Raw genomic sequence first — 17547 nt, 5'->3', positions numbered from 1 at the left:
AGAAGTCTTCCGCCAGAAACTCCTCGCGCAAATCAGGCGTACCGGTTAGCCTCTCAAAGCCCGCAGGTCGCGGTTCAGCATGGACTCACAAAAACCTCAAGCTTGTGAAGCGAGTTCTGATTGCACGACCTCGAAATGAATCGTCGCGCCCACCCGCAAGCTGATTTCGTTTACAGAGTTTACCATCAATTCAAAGCAACTCTCGAGCAAACCGATTCGTTGCTTGTCTCCGGCGAGTGTGAATTTTCCCAGGAACAACAACGCGCACACTTTGTCCGGCCGAGCGCAGAAGACCAATTTACTGCCCTCGGCTTCTAGCACCAGGAATGCGTCATCGGATGCCATTCCGGGGAACATTTCGTAAGCTCGAGAAAGTCTGGATCGGATTACGTCATAGCTCTCTGAAGTTTCAATGGCGCCGACCAGGGACAAATACGGCAATCTGGTCGAACTCCGCAACCACACTTGAGTTCCGTCGGCTTTGAGAAACATACATATCTCCGTCGTATCTTAGAAGGTACCAGGTCTTGAAACACTCCGTGGTTCAGTGCCAAGCAGTCTCCCGTTGCCCTGTTCATCCGGAGATGGCGCTACAGCCCAATCGACTAGGTTCAACGCTCGGTGAAGTATCGCCTCGGCTTCAGCGTGGTTGGTCGAAGCGGCGATAACATGTCCAATTATGTCTAGATAATCACCTTTCCTGACAAGAGAGGCTCCCGGGTCAACATGGAATCTAACCTCAGCGATCCCTGGTACAATCTCCGCCAGATCGGTACCTCTGATGTGAGCCAGTGTGCCGTCCCGATCAGGTACGAAAAAATGGGCAGCCGCGACGCGGGAGCGGCTTGTATGCAGGTCGCACTTTTCCCCGATAACAAGGTTGATGTGTTGTTCGATGACATCTAGACCGTAGGCCAACTGGACCAGCCGAGAAGTGGTCCAACCCGGAAGCCGTGGGTTGACTTCCATCACGACTGGGCCTCGTTTTGTCCAGCGGAGTTCAACATTTGCTGGGCCCCAGCCGAGGCCGAGTGCTTGCAAGCACCTCAACGAGACATCCGTGATACCCTCGTGCTCCTCATCAGTTAGCTGGGCTGGAAACATGCTTCTACGAGGAACGAAATGAGGCGGGGGCCCAAATTCGGCTGAACCAATCGCAATGACTGCGTTCCCCATTGTAACAACGTCATAAAAAGGCCCTTCTACGAACTCCTCAACAAGTATTGTCGGCGAAGACCGCCAGGGGAAAGCCCCTCCCAGCAGATAGGTTGTGTGTTCGGCTAACTCAGCGGCATCGCGACATAATCGGACACCGCTGCTTCCGTTCCCAACTGCGGGCTTAACAATAACCGGGAACCCGATGTTAGCGGCAGCCCTATCCACAGTCATTGCACTAGCTGCCCATCGAAAGGTCGGCACTGGCAGGCCATTTTGCGTCAGGAGCTGACGTTGATTAAATTTGTCGCAGCAACGTTCGATCAAAAGGGGGTCCGGACCTGGTCGGTCGAAGCACCGGCATAGCTTTCCGACCGTCACGTTAACCGACTCGCCGCGGGTCGCAAAACCGACAAACCCGGCAATATCATAGGTCGTAGCCAGATTGAGGCACTCACGCTTCACCGAATCGAAATCGTCAGTATCGACCATTATCGCCTTACCGCCTTCCGCCATAAGGTAGTCATACTGCGTTGGATCAGCCGCCAGGGTAATCGGTTGTAGTCCACGACGTCGGGCGGCCTGGACGTACAGCAGACCATTACTTCTCGATCCTTCAATGAGTACGAGTGCTTTTGTTCGCATTGGGTGTTGACCCTCCATCCGTCCGAGGCTGTATCCGAAGGCAAATTCGCACTGAATTGTCTCTAGAGGTTCCCATTTTTCCAAGGTTCGCGTATTGCATCGCAATTTACTGGCCACAAGAGTGTCCCCTGCGTGAGTAAATAGATGACGTAGTCTAGAAGACCTCAGCCGTCGGTAGCGTTCTCTCGATATCGGAAAGAAGTAGAGGCAGTTTAGACACCAAATGCTGATTGTTCAGATCTATAAGCCTGAGAAAATCTTGGTCGTACATAGTCACATAGTTGAGCTTCGGGACCGCGCATTTCGACAGCACCGGAATTGACGAAAGGTCCACTATGATGCGTGGCTCCAGTCGCAGAAGGGCGCCCTTTAGAGCCGCTTTGTAATCTTCACTTAAATCGGCGGTTGCGATAACAGCGCATGATCGCAGCTCTCGAACGCCCCCAATCTCTTCTGGACGCATTATCGCGATTTCCCTGTCAGAGGAGCCCCGGAGGCGCCTGCGAAGTTTTTTGGGATTCCGCGTTACGACTACAGTGGAACGGAATCGATCTGCCCCTCCAGTGCTGATTAGGTCGCGCCCCAGCATACCTGCCCCAATCATGTAAAGACGGCCGGGTTCCTCTATCCCCTTAAATTGCTCGGCTATTAAGTCGTAAACAATTCGATCATAGTTGAACGGTGCGATGAAGTGCAGTCGCTCTCGCGATGCGCGACCCACACCTAGTGCCAGCCGTGCGATCCGAGAAATTGGAAGCGCCGGATCAAGGAGCGCGACAGCATTCGAAACTTGATCGTTAACGTAGGGCTCCCCAAGGATCTGGGATTTAGCACCGGAAGAGATCTCCGCGAGACGCTTAGCAACAGCCCTCGCACCTTTGACAAGCGCGCGCGGAAAACCAGAGAACAAAAGATCTATATTTCCGAGCGCAGACTCTTCTCCATAGACTTCAACGCGCAGGCAGGTTGTGATTAAAAGGATCCCGCGTTTCGCTAAATCGATCGCCATCGGTTTGATCTTCGCTGAATGCTGCGCCATTTGAAATGGCGACGTCATTTCGTGATCAACGTAGTGCCCAACGATATCGGTCATCATTTCACTCCTGATCTTGGCTGAAGGCCTAGGGATGTCAGAGGCGCTCGACTTCGAAACTCCAATGAACCGCGCCTCGGACTTAGATGTTTTAGCTGTCACTCCGCACAGCGGTGGTTCGTACTGGTCTCCTTTCGGCCATTAGCTTGCAAAGAATTGCTAAGTCCCCTTCGCCTCAATAGCGTCTACAAGTCGTGAGAGCGCGTGGACGTAGGCGGCGCTTCGCAGGGTGATGTTCTTGTCCTTCGCACACGCCCATATTGCGGCTCCTTCCTCTTCCATCTTCGTCTTCAGCCGGGCATGTATGTCCTCAATGAGCCAACGGTCGCCTTGGCGGTTCTGCACCCATTCGAAATGCGAGACAGCGACCCCACCCGCATTCGCGAGGATATCCGGAAGAATGACAACGCCCCTGTTCTTGAGGATCTCATCAGCCTCCAGCGTGATCGGGCCGTTGGCGAGTTCAAGAATGATCGGAGCCTTTACGTTGGCAGCGTTACCCGCGTGGACCATGTCCTCCAGGGCTGCCAAAACGAGCAGGTCGCAATCCACCGAAACCAGTTCGTCGGCAGCAATTCTCGAGACACCGTCTGAACTCGCGAAGCTGGTAACGCCTCCGTTGCGCTCTTTAGCAGCATTCAGCTTTTTGATATCGAGGCCCGCCGGGCAACGAATTGCACCCTTTGAGTCGGAAACGGCCACGATCTTGTATCCGGCCGATTCGAGCAACTGCGCCATGTGAGATCCGGCGTTGCCGAAGCCTTGGATCGCGGCTCGTGCACCCGGAGTAAAGCCGAGGTCCTTCGCCAGGAATTGGAGGAGATAATAGCCGCCACGGGCCGTCGCATCATCACGGCCAAGCGAGCCACCAAGGCTGATTGGCTTACCGGTGGTGACCGTCGGCGTCCATTCGCCAACGATAGAAGCGTATTCGTCCGCCATCCATGCCATGGTCGTTGCGTTGGTGTTGACGTCGGGCGCCGGGATGTCGCGGTTGGGCCCGATGACATGGGCAAAGCAACGGACATAGCCACGCGCAAGACGCTCCAGTTCAGTCTTGGAGAGAGGGTGAGGATCAATCTGGACGCCGCCTTTGCCGCCACCAAATGGCAGGTCCACCACTGCGCACTTGACAGTCATCAGGAGGGCGAGCGTCTCTACTTCATCTGCCGTTACACTAGGGTGATATCTAATGCCGCCCTTGGTTGGGCCGCGGGTATCGTCATAGCGGCAGCGCAAGGCCGGAAAGTGCTTGTGTGAACCGTCGTCCATTTGGATCGTCAGACGGGCGTGCGTGGTCGCTTTCGGGGACGCCCATCTTTCAAGAATTATCGGGTCGATGTTGAGGTGCTTGGCCGCATCAACAAGACGTGTCAGGGCCTTTTTCAACTTGCTGGCCATTTAGCGTATCCCAATTCGAATGATCACCGGTATCCGTGGTACGCGATGGTCCAAGAGGGCCGCTAGCGTGTTTTGGGACGTAGTGGACTTGCCAAATCCGCCCTTTCCATAAAATCTGACGCAGAGCTGCCATGCTTGGCGTTCCTTCCTGTGTTCGAAGCAATGCGGTTATTCCGCAACGCGGCGGCGGCCGTTTCCGCTGCCTCGCAATAGCTCTCAAGATTCATGCCAAGCAGGCCGATTAGATGACGAACAATAATTCCCTGCTATTCCAGTTATGTGGGCGGAAAAGGCGCGCGATCGAGGAGGTAACCTTTGTCGCTGATCTGACAAAGGTGACGACAATGTTGGATTGTTGTCATGCGTCTGAAGGATGGCGCTGGCTCAATGTAGCAAGTCGCGTCAGATCAAGTGGCTTCGGCTTGTTCATTTGATCATACGGTAGCTCGCCCAGCCGATCAGAACGGCGTTGATGTAACGATTGAGGCGGAGAAAGAGCTCGATGCGCTGCGGCAGCGTTTATGGACGGCTTTCGATTGAGATTCCCAGCAAGGATTTCTCTACGCATCTGCCAATGATCCTGCTCACGCCGCAACGTCCAGTTAAACCGCTTGTCCAACCTCACTAGGCGCCCGCAACGTTATTCTCTCGATCGCTGTGCTTCTGATCGCGCATACGGTGTCGCTAGTCAGACTATCAACGGTAAACCGAATCTCGATACACGCCCACCGCACCAGAACTTCAGTCCCCTTGCTATTTCCCGGCGTATTATTCGGCGTTGAAACCTTCCGGCTCGTGGCGCAGCTATCGTGGACTTATCCGACCTGAAGCCTATCGAACCGCCCCTCGGTTCGCTGTGGTGATCGGGGCGGATTGCGACACGACATGTCGGCACCCCTACAAAACCCCTCCGCATAACGACAACGAAACATGTGCAATCTCGAAGGCTTACCGGCGCAACCTGATTGGCACGAGTAGTGCTCAGAGTAAGCCGGGTCCCTAAAGCCCAAATCCGATTGGGAGCTTAACGCCTATGCACATCGTGGTCTGTATCAAGCAAGTGCCGGACTTCGGAGGCCTGGTATCGTCTTCGTCGGGAAGCAGACAATTGACGGCGACACGGCCCCGGTCTGATCGGCATTGGAAGGAGGCTGTCCCTCCAGCAATCGACTTAAATAGCGAGGGGATTTGGAATGGCCTCCTGCATCATCTGCATCAGACCTCGGCACCTTCCCGTCACGACGGTGAATATCGTCACGCTCTCAGAAGAAGGAATTTGCAATGTCACGCCGCATCCGCAGAAGCCATTTCAGAAGACGGGATCACAAACGTTCAATGTCCAACCTATGGAACGATCGCCGCGATGGCCTTTCAATATCAAAACAAATCGACCTGATACTTGGCCGGAAGGGCTCATTCCTCTAGCACGAAGCGGCCCATAAAATACTGTGGAGCATAAAACATGGCCTCTAGTTTAAGTAGCGGCTCTCCAGCCCCTTCGATCAAAGTGCAGAACTGGCTGCGCGGCGATCCGCTTTCCAAAATCCAGCTCGGCAAAATAGGCATCGTTGCGTTCTTTTCGACTACCTGGGGTTATTGCGGGAAGGAGACATCCGATCTGGCGAAATTCAGCGACACGGGAGTTGAGTTCATCGGGATCGCAGCAAGTGAGGAAGCTGCAACGGCTGACGACGCCCGAGCCCAGGTGGACGCGTCTATAACCAAATCGCTCCCGAATACGAGCATTCGGATGGGGTTCGACCACTCAGGCGAAATGAAAGAGGTTTGGCTCAAAGCCAGCCTGTCGTTCCACGTTCCAAAGACGTTCGTTGTCGACCGAGACTGTAGTATCGCCTTTATCGGTGATCTGATTATGCTCGAGGACGTTTTGCCAAAAGTGATTAACGGCAGCTGGCGCGCCAGCGCGGAAGCAAAGAATGCCGAAAAGGAGCGGATTGCTGAAGGCGAGACTTATGCTGCGGCGATTAGTTCCATGATCGAGTCTCGGCGGCGACAGAGATTAAGAATTGGAAGACGGCGCTCTCGGCCATTGAGGAGGGCATCAACCTGAACCCGGACAGCATCTTCTTGCGGCGCAACTTTATTGGCGCGAGCAGTGCTCAAAGTTAGCCGGGTCCCTAAAGCCCGAATCCGATTGGGGAGCTTAAACGACTATGCACATCGTGGTCTGTATCAAACAAGTGCCTGACTCTGCGCAGATACGCGTCCACCCGGTGACAAATACGATCATGCGCCAAGGCGTACCGACCATCATTAACCCTTACGACCTGTTTGCTCTCGAAGAGGCACTTCAAGTTCGTGACCGCTATGGGGGCGAGGTGACCGTTCTGACGATGGGACCGCCCATGGCTGAGCAAGCGCTACGCAAAGCCCTTACCCACGGCGCAGACCGCGCAGTGCTTCTGACCGACCGCCACTTTGCTGGATCTGACACGCTGGCGACCTCGTATGCTCTTTCTCAAGCAGTAGCGAAGATTGGCGAGAGCTATGGGGCGCCTGATATCGTCTTTACGGGAAAGCAGACAATTGACGGCGACACGGCCCAGGTCGGACCCGGAATTGCAAAGAGGTTGAACCTCCAGCAACTGACTTACGTAACGAAGATTGTCTCCATTGATCCCACTTCGCGCGAGCTCATGGTTGAACGGCACGCGGAGAGCGGCACGCAGATGCTGAAGAGCACGTTGCCATGTCTCATCACCGTGCTGGAAGGTGTCAATGCTATCCGCCGGGGTTCTCTTGATGACGCCTTCCGTGCAGCGCGAAGCCCGGTTCTTAAATGGGGGGCCGCTGACGCCGGCATTGGGGAGTTGACCAAATGCGGCCTGCGGGGATCGCCGACGGTCGTGAAGCGAGTATTCGCTCCTGGTCCGCGCGCCGAAAAAGCTATGCAAATGGAGATTAACGACAAAACGTTGGCCGAGGTCGCCGCGGAGACGGTCGCTGCAATTTTTGCCCGCCAGCCTGTTTTGGAACGCAAGCTCACGTCCCATGGCAATCGGTGAGCAGCGAGGAGTAGATTTTGGTCGCTAGAAAAAATGAAACGACGGCAAACGCGGTCGGCCGCGCCAGCTCAGGGAAAAAGCTGCTTAAGTGTTTCGAAGATCACCGGCATGTCTGGGTCTTCATGGAACTTGAGCGCGGCAATGTTCATCCCGTATCAATTGAACTCCTCGGCGAAGGCCGCAGACTAGCTGACAAACTGGGTGTCCAACTGGCCGGGGTAATCCTCGGTTCGTCTGAAGGCGTGGGCACCAAGCCTGCGATCGAAGAGGCCTTCGCTTACGGAGCTGATGTCGCCTATCTGGTAGAATCGCCCCTCCTCGACAACTATCGAAACGCACCCTTCACCAAGGCTTTGACGGATCTGGTCACTACTCACAAACCAGAAATTCTCCTTCTCGGCGCGACCACGCTCGGCCGCGACCTAGCCGGTGCTGTAGCAACGACCTTACAAACAGGGCTTACGGCTGATTGCACCGAGCTGGATGTGGATGGAGATGGTTCACTCGCAGCAACGCGGCCAACTTTCGGCGGGTCCTTGTTGTGCACGATCTACACGCTGAACAGCCGGCCGCAAATGGCAACGGTGCGGTCCAGGGTCATGGCGACGCCGCAACGTGTGGATAAGCCAATCGGACGCGTTATCCAACATCAACTCCTGATGGTTGAGGAGGAGATCGTCACCAAAGTCCTCGCGTTCCTTTGCAACAGTGGGTCTGAGCAATCCGATCTGGCCAACTCCGACATTGTGGTTGGCGGCGGTCTCGGCCTCGGCACTGCAGGAAACCTGCAATACTTGAGAAACCTGGCAACGACGATCGGCGGGGGAGTCGGGTGCTCGCGCCCACTGGTCCAAAAAGGCTGGATGCCTGCTGATCGACAAATTGGTCAGTCCGGCCATACCATTAGACCCAAGCTCTACATCGCGGCGGGAATATCTGGCGCGGTCCAGCATCGCGTTGGCGTCGAAGGAGCCGATCTGATTGTCGCTATCAACCTCGACCAGAACGCTCCGATCTTTGACTTCGCCCACATCGGCGTTGTCGCTTGCGCGCTGGAGTTCTTGCCGGCGTTGACAGAAGCTTTCGCCAAGCGAATGCCACCGCACAACTCTATCAAGGTTATGGACCGAGGAAGGCTAGATGACCAAGAGTAAGTTCGACGCGATCGTCATTGGTGCCGGGATGTCCGGTAACGCCGCAGCGTATTCGATGGCTAGTCGCGGTCTAAAAGTGCTGCAGCTGGAGCGCGGAGAACATTCGGGCTCTAAGAATGTTCAAGGGGCTATATTGTACGCCAACATGTTGGAGGCGATTATCCCAGAATTCCGCGATGACGCCCCTCTTGAACGGCATCTGGTCGAGCAACGATTCTGGCTAATGGATGACTCGTCGCACACGGGCGTGCACTATCGCTCTGATGACTTCAATGAACTGAAGCCAAACCGTTATACGATCATCCGCGCCCAGTTTGACAAATGGTTCTCACGCAAGGTGCGCGAGGCGGGAGGCACAGTCCTTTGTGAAACGACAGCGACCAGACTCGCTTGGGACCTGAACGGTAAAGTAATAGGCGTTCACACGGACCGAGAGGGCGGTGTGATCCTCGCGGACGTAGTCGTCCTTGCTGAGGGCGTGAACGGACTGCTTGGAACACGAGCCGGGTTACGCGATATGCCGAAGCCGGAAAACGTGGCACTCGCTGTCAAGGAAATGCATTTCATGCCGGAAGAGGTCATCGCAGAGCGCTTCGGCCTCAACGGTAGCGAAGGCTGTGTGATCGAAGCCGGCGGCACGATCTCACGCGGAATGGCCGGACTGGGCTTCGTTTATACCAACAAGGAGTCGATCTCGGTGGGGATCGGCTGCCTCGTCTCCGGTTTAGCAGAAGGCATGGAAAATCCGTACCGCCTTCTTGACGCCTTCAAGCGACATCCCTCGATCCGACCATTACTGGCCGGATCAGAGATAAAAGAATACGCCGCGCATCTTATTCCCGAAGGGGGCTTCAAGGCAATCCCGCAACTCTTTGGCGACGGGTGGGTGGTCGTGGGCGATGCGGCGCAACTAAACAATGCCGTGCATAGGGAGGGATCAAACCTCGCGATGACATCAGGCCTCATGGCCGGCGAAGCGATCTCTCAGATAAAGAGCCGTGGCGGCTTGATGACGAAGCGCAATCTCTCTCTCTATAAGGGCATGCTGGATAAGTCGTTCGTCATGAAAGACCTGATCAAACACAAAGATCTTCCAAGCCTCCTCCACACCGACAGTCACAATTTTTTCATGACCTATCCAACGCTTATATCACAGGCAGCGCAAAATTTTGTGCGTGTCGACGGTGCACCTAAAATCAACAGGGAGAAGGCTACAGCTGCCTCCTTTGTCAAGGCACGATCCCGTTGGGGGTTGATCAGCGACGCGGTCCGCTCCGCCGCATCTTGGCGTTAAAGGAAAATTCGATGAAGGCGACCATCATTGAGCGCATTGAGGACAAGCTGTACCAAAACCGATATCTCGTCGACACTGGACGTCCGCATATCACAGTGCGACCGCACCGGTCGCCAAGCCCGAACCTGCTCGCCTTGACGCAAGTCTGTCCGGCCAAATGCTACGAAGTGAACGAAATTGGTCAGGTGGCGATTGTTTCCGATGGCTGTTTGGAATGCGGCACATGCAGAGTGCTATGCGAAGCGAGTGGCGACATCAAATGGAATTATCCCCGGGGCGGGTTCGGGGTCCTCTTCAAATTTGGATGAGGAGTCCCTACCTCCGCCGGAATAGCAGCGACCGATCCAGCTGCATTAGCGGCGGCGATTGAGTGTGCATCCACTCATCACCTTTCGAAAGGCAATTTTCTATGCCGCCGGAACACGTATTTTTAACTTAGGAATATGCGTTAGCATATTTCGCGCACCAGGGTAAAAAGCAGTGCACCCTCCCCTGTTTGTAGGCATGATTAAACCAGAGGCGCGGCTCCATATACTCTACGACATATCCAAAGAGCTCATCTCTTCTTTTCCTCTAGACAACGTACTGAAGGCTGCGATGAACGCCCTCGTCAAGCATCTGCAATTGCGCGATGGCGGAATCGTGATTCACGGCGCCGGAGGAGAGCCCTGGATAAACGTGCGGGCTCCCATTGGGCACGACGTTCGCTCGCGTTCTCTTACGACTGAACACGCGGACGCAATAAATCGTGTCATCACTAGCGGTGAGAAGCACTTTGGGAAAAATTCTGCCGTTCTCCCCGTTAAAGTAAACCGGAAAGCAATTGGCGCATTGTGGATTGATTTCGCGCAGAAAAGCGGAGATGAGGACGAAGCCCTTCTGGCAATGATTGCCGTCCTGATCGGCTTAACCTGCCAGCGCTATCGCGAATTGTGCAGCGATGGCGGCGCAGTCGCCGAGGAACAACAAGCAGGACAGATTCCGAAAATCAATTCCAAGCCTCAACCCACCCAGCTCGATAAAATCGACTGGATCGTTGGGGAGAGCCCCGCGCTCAAGAGGGTATTAGCTACCACCAATATCGTGGCGGCGACGAACTCCGCGGTGCTCTTGAGAGGAGAGAGCGGCACTGGCAAGGAATGCTTTGCAAGAGCAATACACGCGTTATCGATACGGAAAAGCAAGGCGTTTATTAAGTTGAATTGCGCCGCGCTGTCGGAAACCGTTCTGGAATCCGAATTGTTTGGCCATGAGAAGGGTGCTTTCACCGGCGCTCTCCTTCAACGAGCTGGACGCTTCGAACTGGCCAATGGCGGAACGCTGTTGCTTGATGAAATTGGCGATGTATCACCACAATTCCAGGCGAAGTTATTGCGCGTGTTACAGGAAGGCGAATTCGAACGTCTCGGCGGAACGAAGACATTGAAAGTAGACGTCCGAGTTATATGCGCCACCAACAAAAACCTTGAAGTGGCCGTCCTTCGAGGGGAGTTCAGAGCCGACCTCTATTACCGGATCAATGTGGTGCCCATCATTTTGCCGCCGCTTCGGCAGCGCGACGGAGACATTTCGCTTCTAGCGCAAGTGTTTCTCGAGCAATTCAACAAGGCAAATGATCGAGATCTCGACTTCGCGCCGTCGGCAATAGACATTTTGTCGAAATGCGCCTTTCCCGGCAATGTTCGTGAGCTGGACAATTGCGTACAAAGGACCGCTACTCTCGCCAGTTCAAATACGATCGCTTCATCAGATTTTGCCTGTCAGCAAGACCAGTGTTCTTCGGCGCTCCTCTGGAAAGACGCCCACGACGGTATTGGCAACGACGCGGTGCATCGTCTCAACCCACGAGATGCAACGTTAGGCGGACTGGGGGCCAACGCAGGTACTCTCACGGGTTCCGCAGCCACAGTGGAGGCACCCGGTCTCACTGAGCGTGATCGGCTGATCAATGCAATGGTGAAGGCTGGTTGGGTACAGGCCAAGGCGGCTCGTATACTAGGGAAAACGCCGCGGCAGGTGGGCTATGCGCTGCGCCGGTTTGGTATCGATGTGATCAAAGAGTGAAGGTGAGCGATGTCAAGAGCATCGTAAGCTTTGGTTGCCGGAGAAGCGACTTCGGGCGCAATCCTGCCTTGATTGCTACAAAACATCTCCGACAGCGAGCGCGGAAACGGGCGGTAAAGGCGACATAAGCGCTTAAACAGCAATGTCTCGTCGACCGGAATCGATCTTGCTTTTGGAGGTTTAACCTTTCCTAGCCAATGGAACAATGCGATGTCGGAACCGGAAATAGAGGTCGGGATGACCAGCAGCGCCCCCTTCGACCGGGCGCCGATGGCGCCCGCTATGCGCGGCGGCCGCGCATCTTCGTCCTATGACCTTTCGGTGACGGATGACATGGATGCGCGGATCTGGGAGAGAATCAAAGACCATCCCTGCTTTTCAGAGCAAGCCCATCACTATTTTGCTCGCATGCATGTCGCGGTCGCACCTGCCTGCAACATCCAGTGCAACTACTGCAATCGCAAATATGACTGCACCAACGAAAGCCGTCCCGGGGTCGCATCAGTCAAGCTAACTCCCGACCAGGCACTACGCAAGGTGATTGCCGTCGCCAGCAAAGTGCCGGAGCTTTCCGTAATCGGCATTGCCGGACCGGGCGACGCTTGTTACGACTGGAAGAAAACAGTAGCGACGTTTGAAGGCGTTGCCAGAGAAATACCTGACATCAAACTATGCATTTCTACGAATGGATTGGCGCTTCCGGACCATGTCGATGAGCTAGCTGACATGAACGTCGATCACGTGACGATCACCATCAACATGGTGGATCCGGAAGTCGGGGCGAAGATCTATCCATGGATACTCCACGGTCATCGTCGATACACTGGGATAGAAGGTGCCAGGATCCTTCACGAGCGCCAAATGTTGGGTTTGGAAATGCTGACCGAACGCGGCATCCTCACCAAAATCAATTCGGTTATGATTCCAGGCGTCAATGACACGCACCTCGTGGAAGTTAACCAATGGATCAGAGACCGCGGGGCATTCATGCACAATGTTGTGCCCCTGATTTCAAAGCATTCGCATGGTACTTATTACGGTCTCACGGGTCAGCGTTGCCCGGAGCAGTTCGAACTAAAGGCACTTCAAGACTGTCTCGATGGTAACGTTAAGCTTATGCGCCACTGCCAACAGTGCCGGGCCGACGCCATCGGTTTGCTGGGCGATGATCGTGAGCGAGAGTTTGCCCTCGACCAAATCTCCACCAAAGCTGGATACGATGCCAACAAGCGCGAGGTATATCGGAAGCTGGTCGAGCATGAGCGAGAGGATCAATTTGCAGCAAAATTGGACGCGAACAAAGCAGTCAAGTCACTGGGTTCGTCGGGAACTCTTGTCGTTGCCGTGGCGACTAAAGGTGGCGGCCGGATCAACGAACATTTCGGTCAGGTAAGAGAACTCCAATTGTATGCCGTCTCTCGAAAAGGGATCAACTTGGTGGGACACCGTAAGGTTCTGCCATATTGCTTGGGTGGCGTAGGCGAGGAGAGCGCTCTGGATCAAATCATCGTTGCACTCGACGGTATCGATATTCTGCTCTCTGCCAAAATTGGCGATGGACCAAAGAAGCGGTTGGCAAAAGCTGGCGTGCGAGCAACGGACGCATTTGCCTATGCTTACATCGAGACTGCGATCGGCGCGCTGTACATCGCCGAGTTTGACCGCAAGCCGTCGATGCCGACGGCGTTACCCCTCTGACTGACTCAGGAGTTGAAACATGGCTTATAAGATCATTGCATCCCAGTGCACCCAGTGCGGCTCTTGCGAATTTGCATGTCCCTCAGATGCGATCAGTTTCAAAGGTGAAGGATATGTTGTGGATTCAAAAAAATGTACCGAGTGCAAGGGTGAGTTTGACACGCAACAATGCGCTTCGGTGTGTCCGATGCCAAAGACCTGCGTCCCTGCTTGATCGCCACCGACTAAAGCGCGAAAAATGAGACGAGCGGGCGAACATGCGGTTAGAAAATTGCGTACTACCGGTATCACATCCAGTGAGCGGATTCCGCCCAAATCTGATGTAGAGCCATAACGGAGGTATCGGCCTGGGGATATTTCCAACCAGAATAATGGGCTTTGATAACGCTCGACTTTGAAAGCTCCCAAAGCAGCCAGCGAGAAGGAACATGCATGAGAGTGACAATCAGCAGAACTGACGTCGGCTTATCGGCCTATATTCACAAGAAAGACCTCGAGGAACCGATCATCTCGGTTGAGCACAAAAGCCTATGGGGCGGCTTTATTCTGCTGAAAAACGGATGGCAGATTGCTCTTCCCGACCTGTCGCAGAACAGGCGCCTGCCCGTCACTGTCGATGCGAGGAGGCTATCCAGTTAGAGTGCGTGCGCCGGTCGATAGACGAAGTGCAAAGCGCAAGCAGTTCATACGCCCCATCGAGAGCATCCATCCTTTGCCGGTCCGTTGAAGACGACGATTGGCAAAAGATTGCCCGTATATCAGGAGGAATCCGACATGACCCAACTCAACGAAACAACGCTTAAGGAGCTCGTGGACCGCATCTTTGGCGACCTTGGTGGTGCATTCAGCGTGCCGCTGGTGCGGATCGGCGATGACCTTGGCCTCTACAAGACGCTGAAGGCGATCGGACCCGCGACGGCCGAGGAGGTTGCCGTGGCCGCGGGATGCACGCCTCGCTATGTGCGCGAGTGGTTGGCAGCGCAGGCGGCTTCGGGCTATGTGCATTACGAGAATGGCCGGTTCTCGCTCACGCCCGAGCAGGCCTACGTGTTTGCTGAACCCGACAGCCCGGTCAACCTGATTGGCGCCTTCGATACGGCTGCCGCCATGGTCGGAAATCAGGCGAAGGTGCAGTCTGCCTTCAAGACAGGTGAAGGCGTTGCCTGGGGTGACCAGGCTGGCTGCATGTTCTGCGCTGTCGCGCGGCTGTTCCGCCCTGGTTACGTCAATGCGCTGGTCCAGGAGTGGCTGCCGGCGCTCGATGGCGTGAACGCCAAGTTGAAATCGGGTGCAACGGTCGCCGACGTCGGATGCGGGCACGGGGTATCAACGGTTCTGATGGCGCAGGCCTTTCCCAAATCCCAGTTCACGGGTTACGACTTTCATTTGGGCTCGATCGCGGCTGCGAAAGCGCACGCTGAAGCGCACGGTTTGACGAACGTGCAGTTTGAGGTGGGCCGCGCGCAGGACTTCGACGGTAGCGACTTCGATCTGATCACCTGCTTCGACTGCCTACACGACATGGGCGACCCGGAAGCCGCGGCGTCTCATATCAAAAAAGCACTGAAGGAAGGCGGCACCTGGATGGTCGTCGAGCCTTTGGCGGGAGACACGCTTGAGGAGAATATCAACCCGGTCGGGCGGCTCTACTACTCCGCCTCGACGATGATCTGCGTTCCCACCTCCCTGGCGCAGGAGACGGGATTAGCACTTGGCGCTCAGGCGGGAGAGAAGCGATTGACGGAGGTGATCCGGTCAGGCGGGTTCACACATGTCAGACGAGCAGCCCAGACGCCGCTGAACATGGTGCTCGAAGCAACTTGGTGAGAAGGAGTGGTGCATCCGGGACATGCCAGATGGGGCGGGCTCTCGGCGCACACGTGACGTTGAAGGCGGCTAGCACTTGAATTTGGACCGTTTTGCGCTTGAGGGCAGATCCGGTCGCCGCTCTTCAACTCCCTGCTGCACGAGCGAGACAGCGGCGATACCCGCACTGACCGCACGCAATGTGTCGGCACCCTTGACGGCAGCCTTTCCTCACCGTCATCACAAGGCCAGTCGCTTACCAGGAGACGCGCCGTCGCCTGGCCTCCATACGACTTGCGAGATGCCGGGCCAAGCAAAGCAAACCGACCGGATTGATTCTGATGATGATGTGAAGCAGCATCCGTCACCGCATTAGTCGCCGCCGAAGCAATGCGGTCGACACGAGGAATGGTACGACTATGTAGATGCAGAGAACGCCGATATGCAGGGAGACATTGGCGATTGGTTGGCCCAGCATCGTCGGGCGGATAACATCTATCGAATGTGCCAAGGGCAAGAAGGCGGCTATCTGTTGGAATGCTACGGGCAACTGGTCTACGGGAAAGACTGCGCCTGACAAAAACAACATCGGTGTGATGACCAGCGTTTGATAAAATATGAAATAATCGTAGCTGGGCGCGAGGGCCGTGACGACCATTCCAAGGCTCGCAAAGGCTAAGCCCGTGATGGCGATGACCGGAAGAGCGTAGAGAAGAGCCAGCCAGTGAGTGTATCCCAACATGGCGGCGACGATACCAATACCGGTGCCTGCGAGCGACGCCTTGGTTGCCGCCCACGCCATTTCCCCAACGACGATATCCCCCAGCCTGAGCTGCGTGTATAACATTGCTTCCCAGGTGCGCTGGCCCTCCATTCGGCCAAAGGCCGCATAGATAGTCTCGAAGGTTGCAGCAGTCATCGCGCTTGTCGCGATCATTCCAGCCGCCAAAAAAGCAGTGTACGATACGCCGTCAACGCGCCCCACCATCACTCCCAATCCAGCGCCGAGCCCGAATAGATATATAATGGGATCGGCTAGATTTCCCAGAATGGATGCCAACGCCGCTTTTTTCCAAGCCAAATAGTTCCGGCGCCAAACTGCGAGCCAATTTAAACCGCCGGCGGATAATGCTGCTACGCTCATTCTACTTCTCCATCTCGCGTCCGGTTAACCGCAAGAAGACATCTTCTAGATTTGGTGGACGCTCCAGCAAGCGCAGGCCCGTATATCTACGCAGCTGCGCGCGCACCTGCTCTGGATCAGGCGTGTAGCAGAACAGGGTCTCTCCGCTGATCTCCAGTCGCCTAGCATTCGGCCTGATCAAGAGACTAAGCTCCTGCGGATCGCCGCCATAAATTTCGATCACAGGACAGCCAATCTGCTCCTCGATCAGGGCATGCGGTCGGCCCTCGGCGATCTTTCGCCCAGCTTCAAGCACGCACAGCCGGTCGCACAACCGCTCAGCCTCTTCCATGATATGGGTCGTCAGAAGAATTGTCTTGCCGCATGCCAACAGCGATCGAAGTCGTTCCCAGATCAAGTGGCGCGCGTGTGGGTCGAGGCCAGTGGTCGGCTCGTCCAAAATGAGTAGCTGCGGGTCATTAATGAGCGCACGCGCCAAAGTGAGGCGTCGCTTCATCCCTCCCGATAGGTCTGCCACACGCGTATTCGCCTTGCTTTCAAGTCGCGCAAATTCAAGCAGCGATGGGATCACCGTTTCGATTTCTCGGGTGCTCATGCGGAAGTAGCGGCCGTATACCAAAAGGTTCTCGCGGACCGTGAATTCCAGGTCGAGATTATCGAACTGAGACACGATCCCGATTTTCGCGCGCGCCAAGCGAACCTGGCCCGGCTCCTGCGCTCCGAGTACAGTGATCTTGCCTGCATTCGGCGACGTCATTCCGAGGATCATACGGGTGATCGTGCTTTTACCTGCGCCGTTCGGTCCTAAAAGACCAAAACATTCTCCTGCGGCGATAGTAAACGACAAGTCATTGACGACGATTTTACCACCATATGATTTCGAAACGCCGGCCAGGTCGATTGCGACTGGGGACAATGAGCCAGAAGGCGAATCCATTGCCTTAAATTTCGATTGGTGCTGCCGCTCCGATAGGATGAGATGATCCTGGTGCGGATCAGCGATCGTCGTCTTCAAATTCGTTAATTGCCCGTTCATTTCTTGTCCCAGATTTTGAGCTGCAGTGACG

Annotated in this window: 16 protein-coding genes and 1 pseudogene; 10 read left to right on the top strand and 7 right to left on the bottom strand. The window is 55.3% G+C overall.

The features are described from left to right. Window positions 1-96: 96 nt before the first annotated feature. The 5 genes and pseudogenes from HX899_RS03020 to HX899_RS03000 all read right to left on the bottom strand — a co-directional run. Window positions 97-492: a hypothetical protein gene (locus HX899_RS03020; protein WP_127431399.1), complete on the bottom strand. Its 396-nt coding sequence runs from the start codon at window positions 490-492 to the stop codon at window positions 97-99. An 18-nt stretch (window positions 493-510) separates the two neighbouring features. Next, on the bottom strand, window positions 511-1800 hold the full coding sequence (locus HX899_RS03015) for an ATP-grasp domain-containing protein (RefSeq protein ID WP_127431511.1): 1290 nt from the start codon (window positions 1798-1800) through the stop codon (window positions 511-513). Window positions 1801-1954: 154 nt separating this feature from the next. Further along, on the bottom strand, window positions 1955-2893 hold the full coding sequence (locus HX899_RS03010) for a hypothetical protein (protein WP_127431400.1): 939 nt from the start codon (window positions 2891-2893) through the stop codon (window positions 1955-1957). Window positions 2894-3052: 159 nt separating this feature from the next. Continuing rightward, window positions 3053-4294 carry a Glu/Leu/Phe/Val dehydrogenase gene (locus HX899_RS03005; RefSeq protein ID WP_127431401.1) on the bottom strand — a complete coding sequence of 414 codons (1242 nt, stop codon included), beginning with the start codon at window positions 4292-4294 and terminating at the stop codon, window positions 3053-3055. 48 nt (window positions 4295-4342) lie between these two features. Further along, window positions 4343-4414 (bottom strand): annotated as a pseudogene (locus tag HX899_RS03000) (hypothetical protein); the annotation flags it as partial. Window positions 4415-5756: 1342 nt separating this feature from the next. Between HX899_RS03000 and HX899_RS02995 the strand changes: the two are divergent. From HX899_RS02995 to HX899_RS02950, 10 genes are all read left to right on the top strand, one after another. Next, window positions 5757-6365 carry a redoxin domain-containing protein gene (locus HX899_RS02995; RefSeq protein WP_127431402.1) on the top strand — a complete coding sequence of 203 codons (609 nt, stop codon included), beginning with the start codon at window positions 5757-5759 and terminating at the stop codon, window positions 6363-6365. A 103-nt stretch (window positions 6366-6468) separates the two neighbouring features. Further along, window positions 6469-7320: an electron transfer flavoprotein subunit beta/FixA family protein gene (locus tag HX899_RS02990; RefSeq protein WP_127431403.1), complete on the top strand. Its 852-nt coding sequence runs from the start codon at window positions 6469-6471 to the stop codon at window positions 7318-7320. Window positions 7321-7337: 17 nt separating this feature from the next. Further along, window positions 7338-8474: an electron transfer flavoprotein subunit alpha/FixB family protein gene (locus tag HX899_RS02985; RefSeq protein WP_127431404.1), complete on the top strand. Its 1137-nt coding sequence runs from the start codon at window positions 7338-7340 to the stop codon at window positions 8472-8474. Beyond that, a complete protein-coding gene (locus HX899_RS02980; RefSeq protein ID WP_127431405.1) occupies window positions 8461-9768 on the top strand; it encodes an NAD(P)-binding protein in 1308 nt (435 codons plus the stop codon). The genes HX899_RS02985 and HX899_RS02980 overlap by 14 nt, the downstream gene beginning before the upstream one ends. Window positions 9769-9779: 11 nt before the next feature. After that, complete coding sequence (locus HX899_RS02975; protein WP_127431406.1) at window positions 9780-10076, top strand: ferredoxin family protein; 297 nt, start codon at window positions 9780-9782, stop codon at window positions 10074-10076. Between the two features lie 196 nt (window positions 10077-10272). After that, on the top strand, window positions 10273-11832 hold the full coding sequence (gene nifA / locus HX899_RS02970; RefSeq protein WP_127431512.1) for a nif-specific transcriptional activator NifA: 1560 nt from the start codon (window positions 10273-10275) through the stop codon (window positions 11830-11832). Between the two features lie 210 nt (window positions 11833-12042). After that, entirely contained in the window at window positions 12043-13530 is a 1488-nt protein-coding gene (nifB, locus tag HX899_RS02965) for a nitrogenase cofactor biosynthesis protein NifB (RefSeq protein ID WP_127431407.1), read from the top strand. Between the two features lie 19 nt (window positions 13531-13549). Continuing rightward, window positions 13550-13744: a 4Fe-4S binding protein gene (locus HX899_RS02960; RefSeq protein WP_127431408.1), complete on the top strand. Its 195-nt coding sequence runs from the start codon at window positions 13550-13552 to the stop codon at window positions 13742-13744. A 218-nt stretch (window positions 13745-13962) separates the two neighbouring features. Further along, window positions 13963-14169: a putative nitrogen fixation protein NifT gene (gene nifT, locus HX899_RS02955; protein ID WP_127431409.1), complete on the top strand. Its 207-nt coding sequence runs from the start codon at window positions 13963-13965 to the stop codon at window positions 14167-14169. 135 nt (window positions 14170-14304) lie between these two features. Next, window positions 14305-15357 (top strand): class I SAM-dependent methyltransferase, encoded by a 1053-nt coding sequence (locus HX899_RS02950; RefSeq protein WP_127431410.1) that lies wholly within the window; start codon window positions 14305-14307, stop codon window positions 15355-15357. Window positions 15358-15700: 343 nt separating this feature from the next. Here HX899_RS02950 and HX899_RS02945 read toward each other — a convergent pair whose 3' ends face one another. Both HX899_RS02945 and nodI read right to left on the bottom strand, forming a co-directional pair. Further along, window positions 15701-16480: an ABC transporter permease gene (locus HX899_RS02945; protein ID WP_127431411.1), complete on the bottom strand. Its 780-nt coding sequence runs from the start codon at window positions 16478-16480 to the stop codon at window positions 15701-15703. Window position 16481: 1 nt separating this feature from the next. Next, the gene (gene nodI / locus HX899_RS02940; RefSeq protein ID WP_127431513.1) at window positions 16482-17516 is read right to left on the bottom strand and encodes a nodulation factor ABC transporter ATP-binding protein NodI; all 1035 of its coding nucleotides are present in this window, start codon (window positions 17514-17516) and stop codon (window positions 16482-16484) included. Window positions 17517-17547 lie beyond the last annotated feature (31 nt).

Origin of the sequence: Rhizobium sp. WYCCWR 11146 (genome assembly GCF_013591995.1) — a bacterium.
In the GTDB taxonomy this organism is placed as follows: domain Bacteria; phylum Pseudomonadota; class Alphaproteobacteria; order Rhizobiales; family Rhizobiaceae; genus Rhizobium; species Rhizobium indicum.
This window is presented reverse-complemented; position numbering and strand designations above follow the sequence as displayed.

What these genes read in the sequence shown, in the direction of transcription:
- HX899_RS03010 (WP_127431400.1), bottom strand. Translation starts at nt 2,893, where the DNA reads ATGACCGATATCGTTGGGCACTACGTTGATCACGAAATGACGTCGCCA.
- nifT (WP_127431409.1), top strand. Translation starts at nt 13,963, where the DNA reads ATGAGAGTGACAATCAGCAGAACTGACGTCGGCTTATCGGCCTATATT.
- HX899_RS03020 (WP_127431399.1), bottom strand. Translation starts at nt 492, where the DNA reads ATGTTTCTCAAAGCCGACGGAACTCAAGTGTGGTTGCGGAGTTCGACC.
- HX899_RS02995 (WP_127431402.1), top strand. Translation starts at nt 5,757, where the DNA reads ATGGCCTCTAGTTTAAGTAGCGGCTCTCCAGCCCCTTCGATCAAAGTG.
- HX899_RS02990 (WP_127431403.1), top strand. Translation starts at nt 6,469, where the DNA reads ATGCACATCGTGGTCTGTATCAAACAAGTGCCTGACTCTGCGCAGATA.
- HX899_RS02960 (WP_127431408.1), top strand. Translation starts at nt 13,550, where the DNA reads ATGGCTTATAAGATCATTGCATCCCAGTGCACCCAGTGCGGCTCTTGC.
- nodI (WP_127431513.1), bottom strand. Translation starts at nt 17,516, where the DNA reads ATGAACGGGCAATTAACGAATTTGAAGACGACGATCGCTGATCCGCAC.
- nifB (WP_127431407.1), top strand. Translation starts at nt 12,043, where the DNA reads ATGTCGGAACCGGAAATAGAGGTCGGGATGACCAGCAGCGCCCCCTTC.
- HX899_RS02980 (WP_127431405.1), top strand. Translation starts at nt 8,461, where the DNA reads ATGACCAAGAGTAAGTTCGACGCGATCGTCATTGGTGCCGGGATGTCC.
- nifA (WP_127431512.1), top strand. Translation starts at nt 10,273, where the DNA reads ATGATTAAACCAGAGGCGCGGCTCCATATACTCTACGACATATCCAAA.
- HX899_RS02975 (WP_127431406.1), top strand. Translation starts at nt 9,780, where the DNA reads ATGAAGGCGACCATCATTGAGCGCATTGAGGACAAGCTGTACCAAAAC.
- HX899_RS03015 (WP_127431511.1), bottom strand. Translation starts at nt 1,800, where the DNA reads ATGCGAACAAAAGCACTCGTACTCATTGAAGGATCGAGAAGTAATGGT.
- HX899_RS03005 (WP_127431401.1), bottom strand. Translation starts at nt 4,294, where the DNA reads ATGGCCAGCAAGTTGAAAAAGGCCCTGACACGTCTTGTTGATGCGGCC.
- HX899_RS02950 (WP_127431410.1), top strand. Translation starts at nt 14,305, where the DNA reads ATGACCCAACTCAACGAAACAACGCTTAAGGAGCTCGTGGACCGCATC.
- HX899_RS02945 (WP_127431411.1), bottom strand. Translation starts at nt 16,480, where the DNA reads ATGAGCGTAGCAGCATTATCCGCCGGCGGTTTAAATTGGCTCGCAGTT.